The following is an 18,148-nucleotide window of genomic DNA, read 5'->3' as shown; positions in this document are numbered from 1 at the left end:
GGTGGGCCCCCTTGCGCCCGGCGCGACAATGGATGGCGGCGCAGACGATCCTGGAGGTATGTACATGTGCGAGTGCGAGCCGAAACAGGCTCCCGGTCCGGGCGGCGGCGCGGCTCCCCGCCGCAGGCCCGCGCCGCTGCTCTTCGAGCCGCCCGAGGCCGTCTCGGAGGCCGAGCACTTCTTCGACCTCGAGTCGATCGAGGACCCGCGCGAACTGCTGTCCCGTTCGACCGAGCTGGCCCTGGCCTTCCGCGCGGCGGCCGACCGCGCGATCGAGTTCCAGGCCGTGGCGGCGGCCCAGCTCGCCGACCCCCGGCGGTTCGACCGGCTGCCCACGGCCGTGATCGCGGAGCGCGCCGAGTGGAGCGAGGACTACGCCAAGAAGATGGTGGAGTTCGGCCGTGAGCTGCTGCGCAGCGGCAGAACGGCGGACTGAGCCCGCCCCGGCGGCATCCCTCGCCCGTACCCGGCCCATGACCCGACTCATGGGCCGTTGGCATATGCGGCGCACAACCTAGCGCACCCCGCACCGCGCTGTCCCGACTTCCCGGAACTGCCGCCACCCGCCCCCGGCCGCGCGCCGACCATGGGGGGCATGGACTCCAGGCCGCGCGTTCCGTACCCCGCCCGCTTCCCGCAGTCGACCGGCCCCTGCGAGCCGGTCAGCGCCGCCGGTGCCGAGTGGCTGGCCTCGGCCAGCCCGCTCCCCCGCAGTGTGCTGGCGCTGTGGGGGGCCGACCCGGGGTCGACGCTGCTGCTGCCGTGCGGGCGGGCCTTCGACGTGATCGGCGTCCCGGCGCTGTTCGGCCGCCGGATGCTGGACCGGCTCTGGTCGGACGGGCCCGGTTCCGGCCCGGTCGCGGCCCAGCAGGGCCGGCTGCTGCTGTTCGCCGCGGCCGGCACGGCCCAGCGGCTGCCGGCGCTGCTGGGCTGGGAGGAGTGGGCCCGGGCCGTCCCGCCCCTGCTGTGCCTGGGCACGGGCGACGCCGTGACGGTCCCCCCGCCGTACCCGCCGGACGGGACGGAGCCGGTCCCGCCGGCCTCGCGCTGGGTGGTCGCCCCGGACGTCCGGCACCCTTGGCTGCCGGGACCCGACGTCCTGCTCTGGGCCTGCGTCCGTACCGCCCGCGCCGGGCTCAAACATACGGATTTTCTTTCCACCGGATCAGGGTGCTAGAGTCTTCTCTGTCAGCAGGCGCCGCTAGCTCAGTTGGTTAGAGCAGCTGACTCTTAATCAGCGGGTCCGGGGTTCGAGTCCCTGGCGGCGCACAGACAGAGGAAGTCCCTCCACTTCGGTGGAGGGACTTTTTCGTGCGCCGGAAGCCCGAAGGACTCACTGCCGGGTGACCCGCACGGTCCACGCCCCGTCCGCCGCCCGCCCCCGCACCGCCACCCGCACCCCGCCCTCCGCCACGGTCAGGGACTCGCCCACCCCGAGCGGCGCGTCGGCCAGCGGCGGATAGACGGCCTCCCCGGGGCAGGCCTGGGTGCCGGGATGGCCGTCCACCACCTGTACGGGCCCGCCGCCGGACGGCGTCTCGCTGTCCACCCGGTAGACGAGCACGCCCTCGGTGCAGGTGGCGGCGTCGTTGCCGGCCGCGGTCCGGGCCTCGATCACGACGGCGCTGCTGAGTCCGGTCCTGGCCACCACCATCCGGGTGCGGTTGTCCCCCGGCCGCATCGGGGCCTCCAGCGGCTGGACGGTGTGCACGGCCCCGCCCCGGCCGACGACGCAGTCGACCTGCCGGGCGTCGAGCCAGCCCAGCTTCCACTTGTGCCAGCCGAAGGGGTCGGCGGCCAGTCCGAACTGGCTGCCCATGAGGTCCCAGTCGCCGACGTGGGTGTCCCAGTCGCCCTTGCCCTCGGAGGGCCGGTGGTAGAGGTCGGGCAGGTCCAGGACGTGCCCGGTCTCGTGGGCGAGGACGTTCCGGTCGGGCGGGTGGTGTTCGAAGACGGTGACGACGCGGCGCAGCTCGGCGCCGTCGACCTTCAGTGGCCGTTCCAGGTTGACGACCTTGGTGGCGTCGGAGTCCACCCCTGGGGCGTCCGGATCGGCGACCAGGTAGACCAGCCCGTAGCGGCCGAAGTCCACGGCGCCGCGCGCGGCGGTGATGGCGTCCCGCAGATAGGCGGTGCGCAGCTCGCCGTCCCAGTCGCGCTGTATCCGGTACGCGGTGGAGGGCCGGGGCATCCGGAACCACCGGTCGACGGGGTGGGCGCGGACGGAGAACCGGCCGTAGGAGGCGCGTTCGAAGAACCGGGAGGTGGCGGGGAAGTGGTCCGCCATGAGCTGGGCGGGGGTGGCGACGGGCCGGGAGTCCGGGAAGGAGAGGAAGACCATGACGGCGTCCAGCCGGCCGAGGGCGCGCGGGTAGGACGGGTTCCGGGTGTCCAGCCCCTCGGAGTGGTGGGCGTCGCTGCGGGGCAGCGCGCAGGGGCCGCCCGGCCCGACGGCCCGGGCGGGGTTCGCGACCAGGGTCGCGGCGATGGCGCACAGGCAGGTCAGGACCGCCCACAGCCGGCGCAGCCCGGACCGTTCCACCCCCATGGGTGTCTGCGGACGCACCACGTCGACCTCCCGGGACGGATTCGGGACACCTCTCCCACCCTCAGGCGGTTTGTAGTGTTATGCCCTGTTCCGGTCCCCCGGTCGAGTGACTAGGCCGACTTCTGGGTACATCACACTCAGTCACGGACGGTCAATCGAGATGTCATCGAGATGCACGCCCATGCAGCCTCGGCCCCGAGCGGACATGGACGTACAGAAACGGTCGAATCCAGGGCCGCGGCTCCCCTGACCGAGGCCCGGCCGCTGGAACGGTCCCCGCACGAGCCCTATGATCGCCACATTTGCAGCATGGATTGCCCCAACCGGCGGCCGAATGCCGTCAATTCGACCACGCGTACGAGACTCGTGAAAGCCGCACCGGACGAGGTGCGGAACGATTGCCACGCGGGAGCGAGCGGTGAGCGGAACCCTCGACGGCCAGGGCGGCGCGCCGGGTGCGGCGGCGCCCGTCGTCACACAACGTCACGTCAACGCGGATGATTTCCGCGCTGCCTTCCGGGCCGCGCACCTCGGGATGGCCGTCGTCGGGGCCGACGGTCTGGTGCGCGTCGCCAACGACGCCCTCGGTGCGCTGCTGGGCACCGACCCCGCCCGGCTGCGGGGCTGTCCCGCGGCCGAGTTCACCGGGCTGCGCGAGGACTCCCGGACCTGGAACGCGTACCGGGAGGTGCTGTCCGGCCGCCGGGCCCGGCTCAACTGCACGCGCCGGCTGCGCCGCCCCGGCGGGCGGGTGGTGTGGGCCGAGGTGGCCGTCACCTCGCTGCCGGGCGGCCGCGACGCCCTGCTGTCGGTCGCCGACATCAGCGAACGGCGGGACCTGCGCGCCCGGCTGCGGCACCTGCGGATGCACGACCCGGTGACCCGGCTGCCCAACCGCAGCCTGTTCTTCGAGCGGCTGGCCGCCGCGCTGGCCACGGCGGAAGACGACCCGGACGCCCGGATCGGCCTGTGCTACCTGGACCTCGACGGGTTCAAGGCCGTCAACGACACCCTCGGCCACCGCGCCGGCGACCGGCTGCTCTGCGCGGTGGCCCGCCGGCTGCGCGACTGCGCCGCGGAGGGCGGCCACCTGGTGGCCCGGCTGGGCGGCGACGAGTTCGCGCTGCTGGTGGAGGAGTCCGCCGGCACCGAGCAGCTCGTCGCGCTCGCCACCGCCGTACTCGCCGCGCTGCAGCGGCCGTTCGAGGTCGAGGGGCAGCGGCTGGCGGTGTCGGCGAGCATCGGGGTCGTCGAACGCCCGGCGGCCGGGACGCACGCGACCGGGCTGATGCAGGCCGCGGACACCACGCTGTACTGGGCGAAGGCGGACGGCAAGGCGCGCTGGGCGCTCTTCGACCCGGAGCGCAACGCCCACCGGATGACCCGGCAGGCCCTCTCCAGCACCCTCCGTCCGGCCGTCGACCGCGGCGAGTTCGTCCTCCAGTACCAGCCGCTGGTCGGCCTCGGCGACGGCGTCGTGCGCGGGGTGGAGGCCCTGGTGCGCTGGCATCACCCGCAGTTCGGCACGCTCGCGCCGAATCGGTTCATCGGGCTGGCCGAGGAGACCGGCGCCATCGTGCCGCTCGGCCGCTGGGTGCTGGAGACCGCCTGCCGCCAGGCCCGCCGCTGGCAGCTGGAGCGGCCCGACGAACCGCTCGTCGTCAGCGTCAATGTGGCGGTCCGTCAGGTGTGGGACTCGGACCTGGTCGCGGACGTGGCGGCGATCCTCGCCGAGACGGGGCTGCCGCCGCGCCTGCTCCAACTGGAGCTCACCGAGTCGGCGGTGATGGGCTCGGCGGGCCGCCCGCTCCAACAGCTGCGCCGGCTCAGCGACATGGGCGTCGCCATCGCCATCGACGACTTCGGCACCGGCTACTCCAACCTCTCCTACCTCAGCAGACTGCCGGTCTCCACGCTGAAGCTGGACGGCTCGTTCGTCCACGGCTTCCGCACCGACGAGCCGCCGAACCCGGCGGACGAGACGATCGTCGAGGCCCTGGTGCAACTGGCGCACCGGCTGGGGCTGACGGTGACGGCGGAGTGCGTGGAGAACGCGGAACAGGCGGAACGGCTGGGGCGGATCGGCTGCGACACCGGGCAGGGCTGGTTCTACTCCCGCCCGGTGGGCGCGGAGCGGATCTCCGCGCTGCTGGGGGTGGGGGCGCGGGCGGCGGTCTGAGCCGCGCGCGCCCGCCACCCGCGCGCCCTGTGCCTTGCGCCCTGTGCCTCGCGTCTGGGTTACGCGTCCGCCCCCGGCAGCCCGTACGCGTCCGCGATCAGCTCGTAGCTGCGCAGGCGCGCGTCGGCGCCGTGCACGTTGGACGTGATCATCAGCTCGTCGGCGCCCGTCCGCCGCACCAGCGCGTCCAGCCCCTCCCGGACCTGGTCCGGGGTGCCGTAGACCACGTTCCGCAGCCAGTCGTCGACGAAGTCCCGCTCCATCTCACCGAACTCGTACGCCTCGGCCTCCTCGGGCGTCGGCACCAGACCCGGCCGCCCCCGGCGCAGCCGCAGCATGGACAGCGCCCCGGTGAGGACCTGCCGGCGCGCCTCCGCCGGATCGTCCGCCGCCAGCGCCTGCACGCCGATCTTGGCGTACGGGCGGTCGAGGACGGCCGACGGGCGGAAGGAGGAGCGGTAGAGGTCGAGGGCCGGGACGGTGTTGGCGGCCGAGAAGTGGTGGGCGAAGGAGAAGGGCAGCCCCAGCGCGCCGGCCAGCCGGGCGCTGAACCCGGAGGAGCCGAGCAGCCAGACGGACGGCCGGTCGGCCCGCTGCACCCCGCCGGGCACCCGGCCCTGGACGGGCCCGGGTACGGCGTGGATCCGGGCGTAGGGGTGCCCGTCCGGGAAGTCGTCGTCGAGGAAGCGGATCAGTTCGGAGAGCTGCTGCGGGAACTCGTCCGCCCCCTCCGCGAGCCGGTCCGCCCGGCGCAGTGCGGCGGCGGTGGCGCCGTCCGTGCCGGGTGCGCGCCCGAGGCCCAGATCGATGCGCCCCGGGGCGAACGCCTCCAGGGTGCCGAACTGCTCGGCGATCACCAGTGGCGCGTGGTTGGGCAGCATCACCCCGCCGGAGCCGAGCCGGATCCGGTCCGTCCGGGCCGCGAGGTGGGCCAGGATCACGGCGGGCGAGGAGCTGGCGACGCCGGGCATCGAGTGGTGCTCGGCGACCCAGTAGCGGTGGTAGCCGCGCCGCTCGGTCAGCCGGGCCAGCTCGACCGTGGTCTCCAGTGCCTGCCGCGCCGTGCGGCCGGCGCCCACGGTGGCCAGGTCCAGCACGGACAGCGGAACGGGGGCGCGTCCGTGAGGGGTCGCCCGGATGATCTCGTCGTGCTCGTCGGCCACGGTGGCCCGCCTTCCTGCTCCTGGCGCGCGGTGCGCGCCGGCTCGCTGTCCGCCGGAAAACAACCGGAGACACACTCCGCTTTATTCCCCACCCCCTCACGCCTCTACTGACATACCTCCGGCATATGCCGCCGACCAGGGCCGCAGTCCGGGGCGTTCCGGAGTCGTCCCTTCTCCCGCAACACCCTCTCCGTACGGCCCGCTTCGCCCTATCGTGAGAAGCGGAACACCCGCGCGACCAGCCAAGGGGAGACCGTGGCGCTCAAGCCCGAGCCGATCACACCGTTCCACTCGGTGCAGCACGCCCTGCGCGTCCTGGAGACGGTCACCAAATACTCCGGCGGCGTCAGCGAGGCCCAGCTCGCCCGGGAGTCCGGCCTGCCCGCCGGGCGCCTCGCCCACCTGCTGGCCATGCTCCGCCGCGAGCGCTACGTGCGGCGGGCCGGTGAGGACGCCTATGCCGCCGGCCCCGCACTCGCCCTGCTCACCGCGGGCGGCGACCGGGACGCCGCCCTCGCCGACCGCCTCCAGCGGGCGCTCGTCCGGCTGCGCGACACCATCGGCGCGGCCGTCTACCTCAGCGGGTACGTCGACGGGGAGGTCCGGATCACCCAGTACGCGGACGGGCCGGGAACGCCGCGCGTGCACGAATGGGTGGACTTCCGCACCGCCGCCCACGCGAGCGCACTGGGCAAGTGCCTGCTCACCCAGCTCGACCACGACGACCGGCGCGACCACTTCTCCCGGCACCGGACCGCCCGGCTCACCTCGCGGACGATCACCGACGAGAAGACGCTGCTCACCCGGCTCGCCGCGCAGCCCGCCAGCGTTCCCGTCCTCGACCTCCAGGAGTACGCGGTGGGCACGGTCTGCGCCGCCGTCCCGGTCACGGCGGGCAAGCGGGTCGGCTGCCTCGCCCTCTCCCTCCCGCTCTCCGACGCCCACCGGCTCCGGCAGGCGGCCGACGCGCTCAACCGGCACGCCGCCCCGATGCTGCTCTCGCTGGCGCTCCACTGACCGGCCCATGGGGGCCCGAGTGGCCCGTGAGGGGCGGGTGGTGCGAAGCACCCCTCGGGACCAGGTAGTATTTATCTCGTCAGCAGGCGCCGCTAGCTCAGTTGGTTAGAGCAGCTGACTCTTAATCAGCGGGTCCGGGGTTCGAGTCCCTGGCGGCGCACAGACAGCAGAAGGCCCCTCACTCCGGTGAGGGGCCTTCTGCGTAGCGGAGACCACCAGCGGAAACGGCGGGAAAGGAGCAGCCACGTGCCCCAGCGGCGCCGCCCCTCGGCAGCCGGCCTGATGCTGCTGCTCCTGCTGGCCGTCCTCGGCCCGGCCCTCTCCGGCCCGGCGCCGGCCGCCGCCGCTGCCCTCACCGGGGCGCGGACCGCGGTGGCGCCCGGCGCTGCGTCTTCGCCCGTCACCCCGCGGCCGGACGCGGTGGTCGTCACCGCCCACGGTGATCACGACGGTGACGGCGGGAGCTGCCGGCCGCACGACGCTCCGCTGAAGGGCACGGAGGCCGTCGTCCCGCACGCCCCCACCGACCCGCTGACCGCGTCCGCCACCGCGCGCACGCCACTTCCCCCGGCCCCGGCGCCCCGGGCCCGCGCGCCCCGGGCGCCGCCCGCGACCCTCGTCGGCAGCGCCGAGCTCCTCCCCGTCCTGCGGATCTAGACCCGCCCGTACGGCCCGCGCCGGGCCGTACTCCGGCATGCCTGGATTCCGCCGAGACCCTGGAGCTCCCTCCGTCATGTCCTCTTCCGCCAAGAAGAGCCCGAAGAACGCCCAGAAGCCGAACGCCCAGAAACCGAACGCGCAGAAACCGCACCCCGGCAAGAAAAAGAAGGACCGGAAGACCCCGAACGCCCCCTCCGCCACCGGCCGCCGGATCGCCGCCGCCGGCGCGGGCGTGGCCCTGGTCGTGGCCGTCGTCGCCGCGGGCCTGGCCATCGCCAAGAGCTCCGGGGGATCCGGCGGCTCCGACGACCGGGACGGCCGCGCCAAGACCGCCGCCACCGCGTCCGCCGACCCCCAGCAAGCCCTCTTCGACGAGGCCGAGCGGATGACCAGCCACCGCGAGAAGAACGACCCGCTCGCCCTCGGCAAGCCCGACGCACCCGTGGTGCTGGTCGAGTACGCCGACTACCAGTGTTCGTTCTGCGGCCGCTTCACCCGGGAAAGCCAGCCGGAACTGATCAGAAAGTATGTGGACGAGGGCGTCCTGCGGATCGAGTTCCGCAACTTCCCGATCTTCGGCGATCCCTCGCAGCGCGCCGCCCGCGCCTCCTGGGCCGCGGGGCGGCAGGGCCGCTTCTGGCAGTTCCACGACGAGCTCTACGCCAAGACCCGCAAGGGCGACGCCCTGGCCGAGGACAAGCTCGTCGACATGGCCAGGACCGCCGGGGTCGGCGACCTCGACCGCTTCCGCGCCGACCTGAAGAGCGACGCCTCCGAGGAGGCCGTCAAGAAGGACCAGCAGGAGGGCTACCGCCTCGGCGTCAGCAGCACCCCGTCCTTCCTCGTCGGCGGCCGGCCCCTCGCCGGCGCCCAGCCGATGAAGGAGTTCGAGGCGGCCATCGAGCAGGCCAGGCTGACCAAGGCCGCCAAGGACTCCGGGAAGCCGAAGGGCCGGCCGGGCGCATGAGCGACATCGGCTACCTCGCCGCGTTCCTCGGCGGCGTCCTCGCCCTGGTCAGCCCGTGCAGCGCGCTGCTGCTGCCCGCGTTCTTCGCCTACTCGCTCGCGAGCCCGGGCCGGCTGCTGGCCCGGACCGGCGTCTTCTACCTCGGCCTCGCCACCACGCTGGTCCCACTGGGCGCGGCCTCCAGCGCCGCGAGCCGGCTGTTCAACGGCCACCGGGAAGCGCTCGTGACGGCCGGCGGCTGGATCGTCATCGCCCTGGGCGCCGCCCAGATCCTCGGCCTCGGCTTCGCCTCGCGCAGGGCCCAGGCCGCGGCCGGCCGGATCACCCCGCGCACGGCGGCCTCCACCTACCTGCTGGGCTGTGTGTACGGGCTGGCGGGCTTCTGCGCGGGGCCGATCCTCGGCTCGGTCCTGGCCATGACGGCCATGCGCGGCGAGGCGGTCCAGGGGGCCGCCATGCTCGCCGTCTACGCCCTGGGCATGGCGCTGCCGCTGTTCGTGCTGGCCCTGTTCTGGGACCGGTTCCGGCTGGGCAGCCGCGGCTGGCTGCGCGGACGCGAGATCACGCTGGGCCGCCTCCGCCTCCACACCACCTCGCTCCTCTCCGGCCTCTTCTTCATCGCCATCGGCGTCCTCTTCCTCCGCTACGACGGCACGACCGGGCTCCCCGGCCTCCTCGACGCCGACCAGGAGGCGAGCCTGGAGGAGACCGCCTCCCGCCTCGGCAACGCCGTGCCGGACCTCGTGGTGCTGGCGGTCGTGGCGCTGGTGGTGGCGGGGGTGCTGGCGAGGATCGCGTTCCGGAAGAGGTGACAGCGCCTCCGGGGTCACCCCGCCTTCGCCGGCAGCCGCACCCGCCCGTACAGGTTCGGCTTGTACCGGGCGAACGTCGAGATCCGCACCTTGGTACCCGGCCGGGCCGCCTCCAGGTACCGGTCGGAACCGAGGTAGATCGCCACGTGGTGCACCCCGGACGCCTTCCCATTGCGCGACCAGAACACCAGGTCGCCGCGGCGCAGGGCGCCGCGCGGAATCCGTGTGGTGGCCCGGTACTGATCCGCGGCGATCCGCGGCAGCCGGGCGCCCGCCTTGCGGTACGCCACCTGTACGAGACCGGAGCAGTCCCAGCGGTGCGGCCCGGTGCCCCCCAGCGCGTACACGTCGCCGACGTGCGCCAGCGCGTACGCGACGGCCGCCTCCAGCCCCTTGACCGCGGCCGCGGCGTCCACGGCGGCGGGTGACGCTCCGGCCTCGGGCGTGGGGAGGACGGCCGTGACGGTCCCCTCCCCGGGCCGGGCGGCCGGTCCGCCGGGTACGGCGGCGTTCTCGGCGTGCTCGGCATCCCTGGCGTCCCGGGCGTCCCCCGCGTCGCCCCCCACGTCGTCCACCGTCTCCTCCGGCGTCCCGGGCGCCTCAGGCCCCTCGGGCAGCGCACTGGCCTCCTCCTCATCCTCGCCCCTGGGTGCCCCCTCCCTCACCCCGTCCTCGTCCGTGCCGGCGTCCGCCGGTTCGTCCGTTCCGGGGACGCTCTCCGGCGCGGCGGGAGCGGCGGCGGGCGCCGCGACCGGGTCCGGCGGGTCGCCCGTCGCGGCGGCCGCCGTCCCGGAGCCGGCTATGACGGCCGCGCCCACGGCCGCCACGATGGCGCCCCGGACGGCGCACCGCCGGTGCCCGGCGTCCTCGTCACTCTCCGCAGCACCACCGGCCGCGTGGGGCGGGGCGGCCGTCGTGTCGCGCGCGGGGCGCACACGGCCGTCCGGTATCGGTCCACCGGCTGTCGTCCGCACCGTTCCACCGCCTTCCGCCCTCGGCCCACGGTCTCCGCGGGCGTGCGATCGATCGCCCCGGGCACCGCTCCGCCAGCTTCTCAACGGTCCGCGCGCCCCGCACCTCACGGCGGTCCCCGGGGCCCCCACCAGCGCGGACCCGGGCGGCGGTCCACCCAGCGCGGGCCCCTACTCCGCCAGGGTGGTCATCGGCACCCTCAGGAGTGAGGTAGAGTTTTCTCTGTCAGCAGGCGCCGCTAGCTCAGTTGGTTAGAGCAGCTGACTCTTAATCAGCGGGTCCGGGGTTCGAGTCCCTGGCGGCGCACAGACAGCCGAGAGGCCCCTCACTCACCGTGAGGGGCCTCTCGGCGTTTTCACTGCCGCCCGCACAGCTCTCCCCCAGGCTTCCGTGTGCTGGCCAAGCGCATGGCGGCCGGGCACAGTCTCCCAATGGCCAGTGACCACCTGGAGCGGATCAAGAGGTTCATCGTCGACGGCCGGCTGCCGCCGGGGGCCCCGCTGCCCAGCGAGCGCGAGCTGACGGAGCTGCTGGGGACGGGCCGCACGGGGGTGCGCGAGGCGCTGAAGGCGCTCCAGGCGATGGGCATCGTGGAGATCCGGCACGGCTTCGGCACCTATGTGGGCCCGATGACCATGGAGCCCGTCGTCGAGGGGCTCGCGTTCCGCACCGTCGCGGGCCACCGGCGCGGCGAGGACAGCCTGCTCCAGCTGCTGGAGCTGCGGGAGGCGGTGGAGGCGGGGCTGGCCCGACGGCTCGCCGGGCGGGTGCCCGCGGCCGACCTGGCCGAGCTCGACGCGATCGTGGCCCGGATGGAGGACGAGACCGTGGCGGGGCCGGTCCGCACGGAGACCGATCGGGCCTTCCACGCCGCCCTCCGCCGGGGGCTGGACAACCCGTTGCTCGACACGGTCCCGGAGGCCTACTGGGCGGCCTTCCATCGGGTGCGGTCCGGGCTGGCCCCCGCGGCCGACGACCCGAGGACGGTCTGCGCCCGGCACCGGGCCATCGTCGCGGCGGTCCGGGCGGGTGACGCGGAACGAACGGAAGAGGCCATCCGTGACCATTTCTGCGACGTTCGTACACGTCTCCGACTGACATACCGCTTTGCCCGGTAAACCGCTCGTTTCGCCCTTGCGATCATGAAGTGGCGTCGGAGATCCTGATCGGCAGCTGTGATCCCCGTCTCACCATGCACACAGTGAGTCGGGAGACACCGGAGGGAGCCGGTGTCCAGGCGCCCGCGCCGGCCGGGGGGAGCCGGCCGGGGTTCATGTACCGGCGTACCACGCAGCGTTCCTGCGTGTGGGGGGAATGACTCATGACGTCCACGCCTGCCGACGCGCGGCGGCAGATCCCGTACGATCCGCCCCGCGACCCGTCGACCACCATCCGGCTGCGCATCCCCGCGCCCCCGCGGCCGGACGACGGACGGCGCAGAGCCCTGCCCGGCCCGTCCCGCCCGCCCCGCACGCACCGGCCGTTACACCCCCGGTACGACTACGAGCACTACAGCCGGCTCGCCGGCCCGCTCACCCGTCCGGGGGACGGCCCGTACACCGTGCGCTACCGCAGCCTGCTGGCCGACGAGCCGCACCGGATCCGGGCCGCGCTCCTGCTGGGCGCGGCCCCCGTCGTCTCCGTCGTCCTCCTCCTCTGGCTGCTCCAGCCCGCCCACTGGGTGCAGCGCGACCACGCCGGCCCGCTGATGCGCGTCCTCGACCTGGTCATGCTGGTCTCCATCGGGCTGATCGAGCTCTTCCGCACGCTGAACGTCGTCTCCAACGCCCACGCCACGCTGGTCGCCCGCGACCCCATACCCGTCGTCCCCGAGACCGGCACCCGGGTCGCGTTCCTCACCTCGTTCGTGCCCGGCAAGGAGCCGATCGAGATGGTCACCCGGACCCTGAAGGCGGCCGTACGGGTCCGCCACCGCGGCCCCGTGGACGTCTGGCTCCTCGACGAGGGCGACGATCCCGAGGTCAAGGCGGTGTGCGCCCGGCTGGGGGTGCGCCACTTCACCCGCAAGGGGGTCGAGAAGTGGAACCGCCCCAAGGGCCCGCACCGGGCGAAGACGAAGCACGGCAACTACAACGCCTGGCTGGACGCGCACGGGGACGACTACGACTTCTTCGCCTCCGTCGACACCGACCACGTGCCGCTGCCCAACTTCCTGGAGCGCATGCTCGGTTACTTCCGTGACCCCAATGTCGCCTTTGTCGTTGGACCTCAGGTGTACGGGAACTACGACGCGACGGTCACCAAGGCCGCCGAGAGCCAGCAGTTCCTCTTCCATGCCCTCATCCAGCGCGCGGGCAACCGGTACGGCACCCCCATGTTCGTCGGCACCAACAACGCGGTGCGGATCAGCGCCCTCAAGAGCGTCGGCGGCCTCTACGACTCGATCACCGAGGACATGGCCACCGGCTTCGAGCTCCACCGCCACCGCAACCCGGCCACCGGCCGCCGCTGGCGATCCGTCTACACGCCCGACGTGCTGGCCGTCGGCGAGGGCCCCAACGCCTGGACGGACTTCTTCACCCAGCAGCTGCGCTGGTCCCGGGGCACCTACGAGACGATCATCAAGCAGTACTGGAAGGGTCCCTTCACCCTGTCGCCCGGCCCCTTCCTCAACTACACGCTGATGGTCATCTACTACCCGATGACCGCGGTCAACTGGATGCTCGGCGCCCTCAGTTGCACCCTCTTCCTGGGCCTGGGCGCGGCCGGCATCCAGATCGACTCACAGATCTGGATGATGCTCTACAGCGACGCCGCCGCCCTCCAGATCGGCCTCTACATCTGGAACCGCCGGCACAACGTCTCGCCCCACGAGCCGGAGGGCTCCGGCGGGGTCGCCGGCATGGTGATGTCCGCGCTCTCCGCGCCGATCTACGCCCGCTCGCTCCTCGACGCGGTCCTGCGCCGCAAGAGCCGCTTCGTGGTCACCCCGAAGGGCGACTCCGCCAGCCCGGACACCCTCTTCGGCACCTTCCGCATCCATCTCTTCTTCCTACTGATCTTCGGCGGTTCGCTGCTGGCCTCGTTCTTCCTCGGTCACAGCCACGCGGCGATGCGCACCTGGGCGGCCCTGGCCGTCGTCATCACGGTCGCGCCGGTCGTCGCCTGGTGGTGGACCGCGCGCCACGGCAAGCAGCCCGAGGGAGCCCAGCCATGAGACTCCGGCACCTGTCCGACCGCCGCTCCGGGCCCGTCATCGGCCGCCGCACCCGCCGGACGGCGGTGGGCGCGGCGGTGGCCCTCGTCCTGGCGGGCATGAACGGGCCGGCGATCTGGGGCTACGCCTCCGACCAGTACCATGACTACAAGATCAACAAGCCGGAGTACAAGGCGGAGAACGGCCACTGGGACGTGGTGGACGTCCCCGACGAGTACCGGATCAACACGATCCACGCGGCGCTGCTCCAAACCGGCAAGGTGCTGCTGGTCGCCGGCTCGGGCAACAACGCCGCCAACTTCGCGGCGAAGACCTTCCGGACGGTCCTGTGGGACCCCGAGAAGAACACCTTCAAGGACATCCCCACCCCCAAGGACCTCTTCTGCGCCGGCCACACCCAGCTGCCGGACGGGAAGCTGCTGGTCGCGGGCGGTACCCAGCGCTACGAGAAGCTGGAGGGCGACGTCACCCGGGCGGGCGGGCTGATGATCGTCCACAACGAGAACCCGGACAAGCCGATGACCTTCCCGGCCGGCACCCGGTTCACCGGCAAGCAGTCCGGCAAGACCTTCGAGTCGAAGGACGCCGTACTGGTGCCGCGCGCCAAGAAGGACCAGGGCAAGGACGGCAAGGTCAAGGTCACCGTCAGCACCGCCCGGGTCTATGTGGAGGCGCTGGAGCAGGGCCAGGAGCACGCCACCGGCCTCACCGACAACTACCGCATCGAAGGTCTCAAGGGCGACGACGGCCGCAACTTCTACGGCATCGCCAACAAGCTGTCTTTCGACAAGAAGGACTTCCAGGGCATCAAGGACGCCTTCGAGTTCGACCCGGTCGCGGAGCGCTACGTCACCGTCGACCCGATGAACGAGGCCCGCTGGTACCCCACGCTGACCACCCTCCAGGACGGCAAGGTCCTCTCCGTCTCCGGCCTGGACGAGATCGGCCAGGTGGTGCCGGGCAAGAACGAGGTCTACGACCCCAAGACCAAGAAGTGGACCTACCTCCCGCAGGAGCGGTTCTTCCCCACCTACCCGGCCCTCTTCCTCACCGACAAGGGGAAGATCTTCTACACCGGCTCCAACGCGGGCTACGGACCGGCCGACAAGGGCCGCGACCCCGGCGTGTGGGACCTGGGGAACAACTCGTTCATCCCCGTCCCCGGCATCAGCGACCCGGACGCCCTGGAGACCTCGATGTCCGTCCTGCTGCCGCCCGCCCAGGACCAGCGGTACATGGTGCTCGGCGGCGGCGGGGTCGGCGAGGACAAGAAGTCCACGGCCAAGACGCGCATCGTCGACCTGCACACCCCGCGCCCCCGCTTCCACGACGGCCCGGAGCTGTACGCCAAGGCCCGCTACCCCAGCAGCGTCATCCTGCCGGACGACACGGTCCTCACCACCAACGGCTCGGGCGACTACCGGGGCCGCAGCGCGTCCAACGTCCTCAAGGCCGAGATCTACGACCCCAAGGCCAACGCCTCGCACCGGGTGGCCGATCCGCTGGTGGGCCGCAACTACCACTCCGGCGCGCTGCTGCTGCCCGACGGCCGGGTGATGACGTTCGGCTCCGACTCCCTCTTCCGGGACAAGGACAACACCCAGCCCGGCGTCTTCCAGCAGCAGATCGACCTGTACACCCCGCCGTACCTCTTCCGGAAGGGCGACCGGCCGGAGATCAGGGACACCGACCGGCGGATCGTGAAGCTCGGCGACAAGACCACCTACCGGGTCGCCTCCGCGCACGGAGTCGCCAAAGCCCGGCTGCTCCGGCCGGGTTCGTTCACCCATGTGACCAACATCGAGCAGCGGTCGATCGCGCTGGACCTCAAGAAGGAGGGAACCGACCGCTTCACCGTGACCCTGCCGAAGGACCCGTCCCTGGTGCCGCCCGGGTGGTACATGGTCATGGTGGTGGACGAGCGGGGCATCCCGTCGAAGGCGGTGTGGGTGAAGGTGCCGGCGGCGGAGACGAAGGACAACGAGAAGAAGGAGAAGGAGAAGGACGAGAAGAAGGACTGAGTCCGCCGAAGGGCCGCGCCCGGTTCAGGAGCGCGCGTTCCGCGCCAGCTCCAGGGCGTACGTCTCCCACCACTCGCCCGCGTCGGGGCCGCCCTTGCAGGCCCCGTCCGACTCGCCGGGCCGCTTGACCCACAGGTAGGCGTCGACCAGCCGGTCGCCGGTGCGGGTGGTCGGCGGTTCGCCGAGCGCCCGGCCGGACGGGTTGCACCAGGCCTTCTCGTGGTCGCCGTCGGAGAGCGGCCCGTTCCCGTTGCGGCTGGTGTCGATGACGAAGTGCTTGTAGCCCACCAGCGCCGAGAGGGTGCGCCCGTACTCCTTGCTGGCCTGGGTGGTCTGGAAGTTGGAGACGTTGAGCGCGAAGCCGTCCGCCCGGTCGATGCCGGCGCGGCGCAGGGGCTCGGCCATCCGGTCGGCCGGGGTGACCCAGCTGGGGTTGCCGGCGTCCAGGTAGACCTTGGTGCGCGGCAGCGCCTTCAGCCTGCGGACGGCATCCTTGAGCAGCGCGTACCGCTCCTCGTGGAACTGCTGGGGCGTGCAGCCGTCCTCCATGTGCGGCAGCGCGTCGGGTTCCAGGATCACGGTGGCGCGGCGGTCGCCGATGCCGCTCGCGGCCCGGTCCAGCCAGGCGCGGTAGGAGTCGCCGTCGGCGGCGCCGCCCTGGGAGTACTGGCCGCAGTCGCGGTGCGGGATGTTGTAGAGGACGAGGAGGGCGTCGCGGTCGGCCCTGGCCGCCGCCTCGGTGAAGCCGCGGGTCTGACTCTCGGGGTCGTCGACGCCGATCCACTCGGCGACCGGCTGCTGGGCGATCTTCGCGATCAGCTGGGCCTCCCGCTCCTTGCCGGAGCCGCGGAGCCGGGCCGCCTGCCGGGCGGCGTTGCCGTTGGGGTTCACCCAGAACGGGGAGTGGTCCCGGGGCAGTTGGGAGGGGGAGGCGGCGGACGGCTGCGGACGGGACGCGGCCTCGTCGTCGGAGGAGGAGCAGCCGGTGAGTCCGGCGAGTCCGACCAGCGCGGCGGCCAGGGCGGCCGTCGCGGTGCCGCCGCGGGCCAGGGCCGGACGGGCTGATCGGGTGTGGCCGGTGTGACTGCCGTACATCCACTCCCCCTTGGGTGTACTTCCGGGAGACGCCTCGGGTCCCTCGGGACAATGAACCGGTCGTCCCCATGCTGGCACAGCGTGTCCACGATCGTGGGCAGTCATCTCATGACATGACGGCAGATCGCTCTCTCGGAGCACAATTGCCTGTTCCCGCACGGTTCAGGCTCGTCCGCTTCCGGTCAGGTATGCAGAGACGACCACATTGGCGCTGTATTCGCGGCGGGCGCGGTCGTAGTCGCCGCCGCAGGTGATCAGCCGGAGTTCGGCCCGGCCGGGGTCACGGGGGCCGTAGACCCTGGCGGCGTCGAACCGGTCCTTGCCGACGACGGTGACGTCCTCGACGGTGAAGTCGGCGGTGGAGCCGTCGACCCGGCTGACGGTCACGGTCTCGCCGCGCTTGAGCTTGCCCAGGTCGGAGAAGACGGCGGGCGCCCGTTCGGTGTCCACGTGTCCGACGAGCACGGCCGCGCCGAGGCTGCCGGGCTGCGGGCCGCCGCGGTACCAGGCGACGGCGTCCGGCCTCTCGTACGGCGGCGGCTCCACCGCTCCCTGGGGCGTGAGGCCGTGGCCCTCGATGGGGGCGCGCAGCCCCATGGCCCGGATGGCCAGCCGCTCGGGCTGGGCTCCGGGCAGCGGGGCGAGCGGCGGCGGCAGCTCCCGGGCGGGCGGCCGGCCCGCGGCGGCCACGTCGCCGGTGGCGGGCCAGGAGCTCATGGGCACCTCGGTGACCTCACGCCCCCACAGCCACAGGGCGACCAGCAGGGCGGCCCAGGCCAGGCCCGTCAGCAGGCGGCCGGAGCCGCTGGCGCGTGGTTCCGACATGGCACCCGGTCGCTTCCGTTCACCTTCTGCCTGCCTCGGTACGCCGGCGGTACCAGATCAGACCGCCCGCGATCAGAACGCCGACGCCGCCGACGACCAGGCCGGGGGTGCCGGGGGTGCCCGAGGCGGCGACGGGGGCGGTACCGCCGCCGCCGGCCGGGACGGGCGCGACGGGGACGCCGTGGTCGTGGTCGTGTTCCTGGGCGTGCTCTTGCGCGTGTTCTTGGGCGTGTTCTTGGGCGACGAAGCCGTCGTGTCCGTCATGCCCGGGGGCGGCGGGGCCCCGGCCGTCGTGGCCCTCGGTGAGGGAGGCCGCGCCGGTGTCCTGGATGACGGTCAGCTGGCCTTCGGCGAAGCCGTCCCGCCCGTCGCAGCTGATCCGTACGGGGTAGGTGCCGGCGGTGGTGGTGGAGCGGACGGTGGCGTCGGCGAGGTGTCCGGTGGTGTCGCGGGTGAGCTTGGCGTCGGTCACGAACGCCTCCGAGACGGCCGTGGCGCGTTCGCCGGTGCACCCGGAGACGCGGACCCGGACGTCGGCGCCGGGCTTCGCGGTGAGAGGGACGATGTCGACCGTCGTGGTCCGGGTGGTCACGGGATCATCTAGGGCATGGGCGGGAGCGGCACCGACGGCGACCGCCGCCAGCGCACCACAGAGTGCGGAGCGGACTGAAACCATGATGAACCTCCTGATACCTCAGAAGTTCACCTGCC

Annotated in this window: 16 protein-coding genes and 3 tRNA genes; 13 read left to right on the top strand and 6 right to left on the bottom strand. The window is 72.9% G+C overall.

Annotation, left to right across the window (positions count from 1 at the left end; genetic code table 11):
• Positions 1–58 precede the first annotated feature (58 nt).
• From JNW98_RS08020 to JNW98_RS08010, 3 genes are all read left to right on the top strand, one after another.
• Complete coding sequence (locus JNW98_RS08020; RefSeq protein ID WP_223767397.1) at positions 59–436, top strand: DUF8844 domain-containing protein; 378 nt, start codon at positions 59–61, stop codon at positions 434–436.
• Positions 437–595: 159 nt separating this feature from the next.
• Positions 596–1,177 carry a bifunctional DNA primase/polymerase gene (locus tag JNW98_RS08015; RefSeq protein ID WP_223767396.1) on the top strand — a complete coding sequence of 194 codons (582 nt, stop codon included), beginning with the start codon at positions 596–598 and terminating at the stop codon, positions 1,175–1,177.
• Positions 1,178–1,195: 18 nt separating this feature from the next.
• Positions 1,196–1,269: transfer RNA gene (locus JNW98_RS08010), tRNA-Lys, on the top strand.
• Positions 1,270–1,333: 64 nt separating this feature from the next.
• Here JNW98_RS08010 and JNW98_RS08005 read toward each other — a convergent pair.
• On the bottom strand, positions 1,334–2,548 hold the full coding sequence (locus JNW98_RS08005) for a M6 family metalloprotease domain-containing protein (protein ID WP_223767450.1): 1,215 nt from the start codon (positions 2,546–2,548) through the stop codon (positions 1,334–1,336).
• Between the two features lie 418 nt (positions 2,549–2,966).
• Here JNW98_RS08005 and JNW98_RS08000 point away from each other — a divergent pair, with 418 nt between their 5' ends.
• Positions 2,967–4,727, top strand: coding sequence for a putative bifunctional diguanylate cyclase/phosphodiesterase (locus JNW98_RS08000; protein ID WP_223767395.1), 1,761 nt, complete (start codon positions 2,967–2,969; stop codon positions 4,725–4,727).
• 59 nt (positions 4,728–4,786) lie between these two features.
• Here the strand turns inward: JNW98_RS08000 and JNW98_RS07995 are convergent, their stop codons facing one another.
• Positions 4,787–5,890 carry an LLM class flavin-dependent oxidoreductase gene (locus JNW98_RS07995; RefSeq protein WP_223767394.1) on the bottom strand — a complete coding sequence of 368 codons (1,104 nt, stop codon included), beginning with the start codon at positions 5,888–5,890 and terminating at the stop codon, positions 4,787–4,789.
• Positions 5,891–6,145: 255 nt separating this feature from the next.
• Here JNW98_RS07995 and JNW98_RS07990 point away from each other — a divergent pair, with 255 nt between their 5' ends.
• The 5 genes from JNW98_RS07990 (at position 6,146) to JNW98_RS07970 (ending at position 9,346) form a co-directional block, all read left to right on the top strand.
• Complete coding sequence (locus tag JNW98_RS07990; protein ID WP_223767393.1) at positions 6,146–6,907, top strand: IclR family transcriptional regulator; 762 nt, start codon at positions 6,146–6,148, stop codon at positions 6,905–6,907.
• Positions 6,908–6,993: 86 nt separating this feature from the next.
• Positions 6,994–7,067, top strand: a tRNA-Lys gene (locus JNW98_RS07985).
• 86 nt (positions 7,068–7,153) lie between these two features.
• Entirely contained in the window at positions 7,154–7,564 is a 411-nt protein-coding gene (locus tag JNW98_RS07980; protein ID WP_223767392.1) for a hypothetical protein, read from the top strand.
• A gap of 76 nt (positions 7,565–7,640) precedes the next feature.
• Positions 7,641–8,534: a DsbA family protein gene (locus tag JNW98_RS07975; protein ID WP_223767391.1), complete on the top strand. Its 894-nt coding sequence runs from the start codon at positions 7,641–7,643 to the stop codon at positions 8,532–8,534.
• A complete protein-coding gene (locus tag JNW98_RS07970; RefSeq protein ID WP_223767390.1) occupies positions 8,531–9,346 on the top strand; it encodes a cytochrome c biogenesis CcdA family protein in 816 nt (271 codons plus the stop codon). Before JNW98_RS07975 ends, JNW98_RS07970 begins: the two co-directional genes overlap by 4 nt.
• 14 nt (positions 9,347–9,360) lie before the next feature.
• On the opposite strand, the gene JNW98_RS07965 is transcribed toward JNW98_RS07970, so the two are convergent.
• Entirely contained in the window at positions 9,361–10,281 is a 921-nt protein-coding gene (locus JNW98_RS07965) for a C40 family peptidase (protein ID WP_223767389.1), read from the bottom strand.
• Positions 10,282–10,550: 269 nt separating this feature from the next.
• Here JNW98_RS07965 and JNW98_RS07960 point away from each other — a divergent pair.
• From JNW98_RS07960 to glxA, 4 genes are all read left to right on the top strand, one after another.
• Positions 10,551–10,624 (top strand) — tRNA-Lys (locus JNW98_RS07960).
• A 125-nt stretch (positions 10,625–10,749) separates the two neighbouring features.
• Positions 10,750–11,436 carry a FadR/GntR family transcriptional regulator gene (locus JNW98_RS07955; protein WP_223767388.1) on the top strand — a complete coding sequence of 229 codons (687 nt, stop codon included), beginning with the start codon at positions 10,750–10,752 and terminating at the stop codon, positions 11,434–11,436.
• Positions 11,437–11,639: 203 nt separating this feature from the next.
• Entirely contained in the window at positions 11,640–13,496 is a 1,857-nt protein-coding gene (locus tag JNW98_RS07950; RefSeq protein ID WP_223767387.1) for a glycosyltransferase family 2 protein, read from the top strand.
• Positions 13,493–15,517: a radical copper oxidase GlxA gene (gene glxA, locus JNW98_RS07945; RefSeq protein WP_223767386.1), complete on the top strand. Its 2,025-nt coding sequence runs from the start codon at positions 13,493–13,495 to the stop codon at positions 15,515–15,517. Before JNW98_RS07950 ends, glxA begins: the two co-directional genes overlap by 4 nt.
• Positions 15,518–15,541: 24 nt before the next feature.
• Here the strand turns inward: glxA and JNW98_RS07940 are convergent, their stop codons facing one another.
• The 3 genes from JNW98_RS07940 to JNW98_RS07930 form a co-directional block, all read right to left on the bottom strand.
• Positions 15,542–16,612 carry a glycoside hydrolase family 6 protein gene (locus JNW98_RS07940; protein ID WP_223767385.1) on the bottom strand — a complete coding sequence of 357 codons (1,071 nt, stop codon included), beginning with the start codon at positions 16,610–16,612 and terminating at the stop codon, positions 15,542–15,544.
• Between the two features lie 162 nt (positions 16,613–16,774).
• A complete protein-coding gene (locus JNW98_RS07935; RefSeq protein WP_223767384.1) occupies positions 16,775–17,437 on the bottom strand; it encodes a class F sortase in 663 nt (220 codons plus the stop codon).
• 19 nt (positions 17,438–17,456) lie between these two features.
• Positions 17,457–18,029, bottom strand: coding sequence for a hypothetical protein (locus JNW98_RS07930; RefSeq protein ID WP_223767383.1), 573 nt, complete (start codon positions 18,027–18,029; stop codon positions 17,457–17,459).
• Between the last annotated feature and the right edge of the window lie 119 nt (positions 18,030–18,148).

The organism is Streptomyces huiliensis (genome assembly GCF_020037025.1).
Taxonomy (GTDB): Bacteria; Actinomycetota; Actinomycetes; order Streptomycetales; family Streptomycetaceae; genus Streptomyces; species Streptomyces huiliensis.
The sequence above is the reverse complement of the archived record's forward strand: the minus strand, read 5'-3'. Positions and strand labels throughout refer to the sequence as shown.

Coding starts and splice junctions, on each gene's coding strand:
- JNW98_RS08020 (WP_223767397.1), top strand. CDS start 59: ATGTACATGTGCGAGTGCGAGCCGAAACAGGCTCCCGGTCCGGGCGGC.
- JNW98_RS08015 (WP_223767396.1), top strand. CDS start 596: ATGGACTCCAGGCCGCGCGTTCCGTACCCCGCCCGCTTCCCGCAGTCG.
- JNW98_RS08005 (WP_223767450.1), bottom strand. CDS start 2,548: ATGGGGGTGGAACGGTCCGGGCTGCGCCGGCTGTGGGCGGTCCTGACC.
- JNW98_RS07975 (WP_223767391.1), top strand. CDS start 7,641: ATGTCCTCTTCCGCCAAGAAGAGCCCGAAGAACGCCCAGAAGCCGAAC.
- JNW98_RS07970 (WP_223767390.1), top strand. CDS start 8,531: ATGAGCGACATCGGCTACCTCGCCGCGTTCCTCGGCGGCGTCCTCGCC.
- JNW98_RS07955 (WP_223767388.1), top strand. CDS start 10,750: ATGGCCAGTGACCACCTGGAGCGGATCAAGAGGTTCATCGTCGACGGC.
- JNW98_RS07950 (WP_223767387.1), top strand. CDS start 11,640: ATGACGTCCACGCCTGCCGACGCGCGGCGGCAGATCCCGTACGATCCG.
- glxA (WP_223767386.1), top strand. CDS start 13,493: ATGAGACTCCGGCACCTGTCCGACCGCCGCTCCGGGCCCGTCATCGGC.
- JNW98_RS07940 (WP_223767385.1), bottom strand. CDS start 16,612: ATGTACGGCAGTCACACCGGCCACACCCGATCAGCCCGTCCGGCCCTG.
- JNW98_RS07935 (WP_223767384.1), bottom strand. CDS start 17,437: ATGTCGGAACCACGCGCCAGCGGCTCCGGCCGCCTGCTGACGGGCCTG.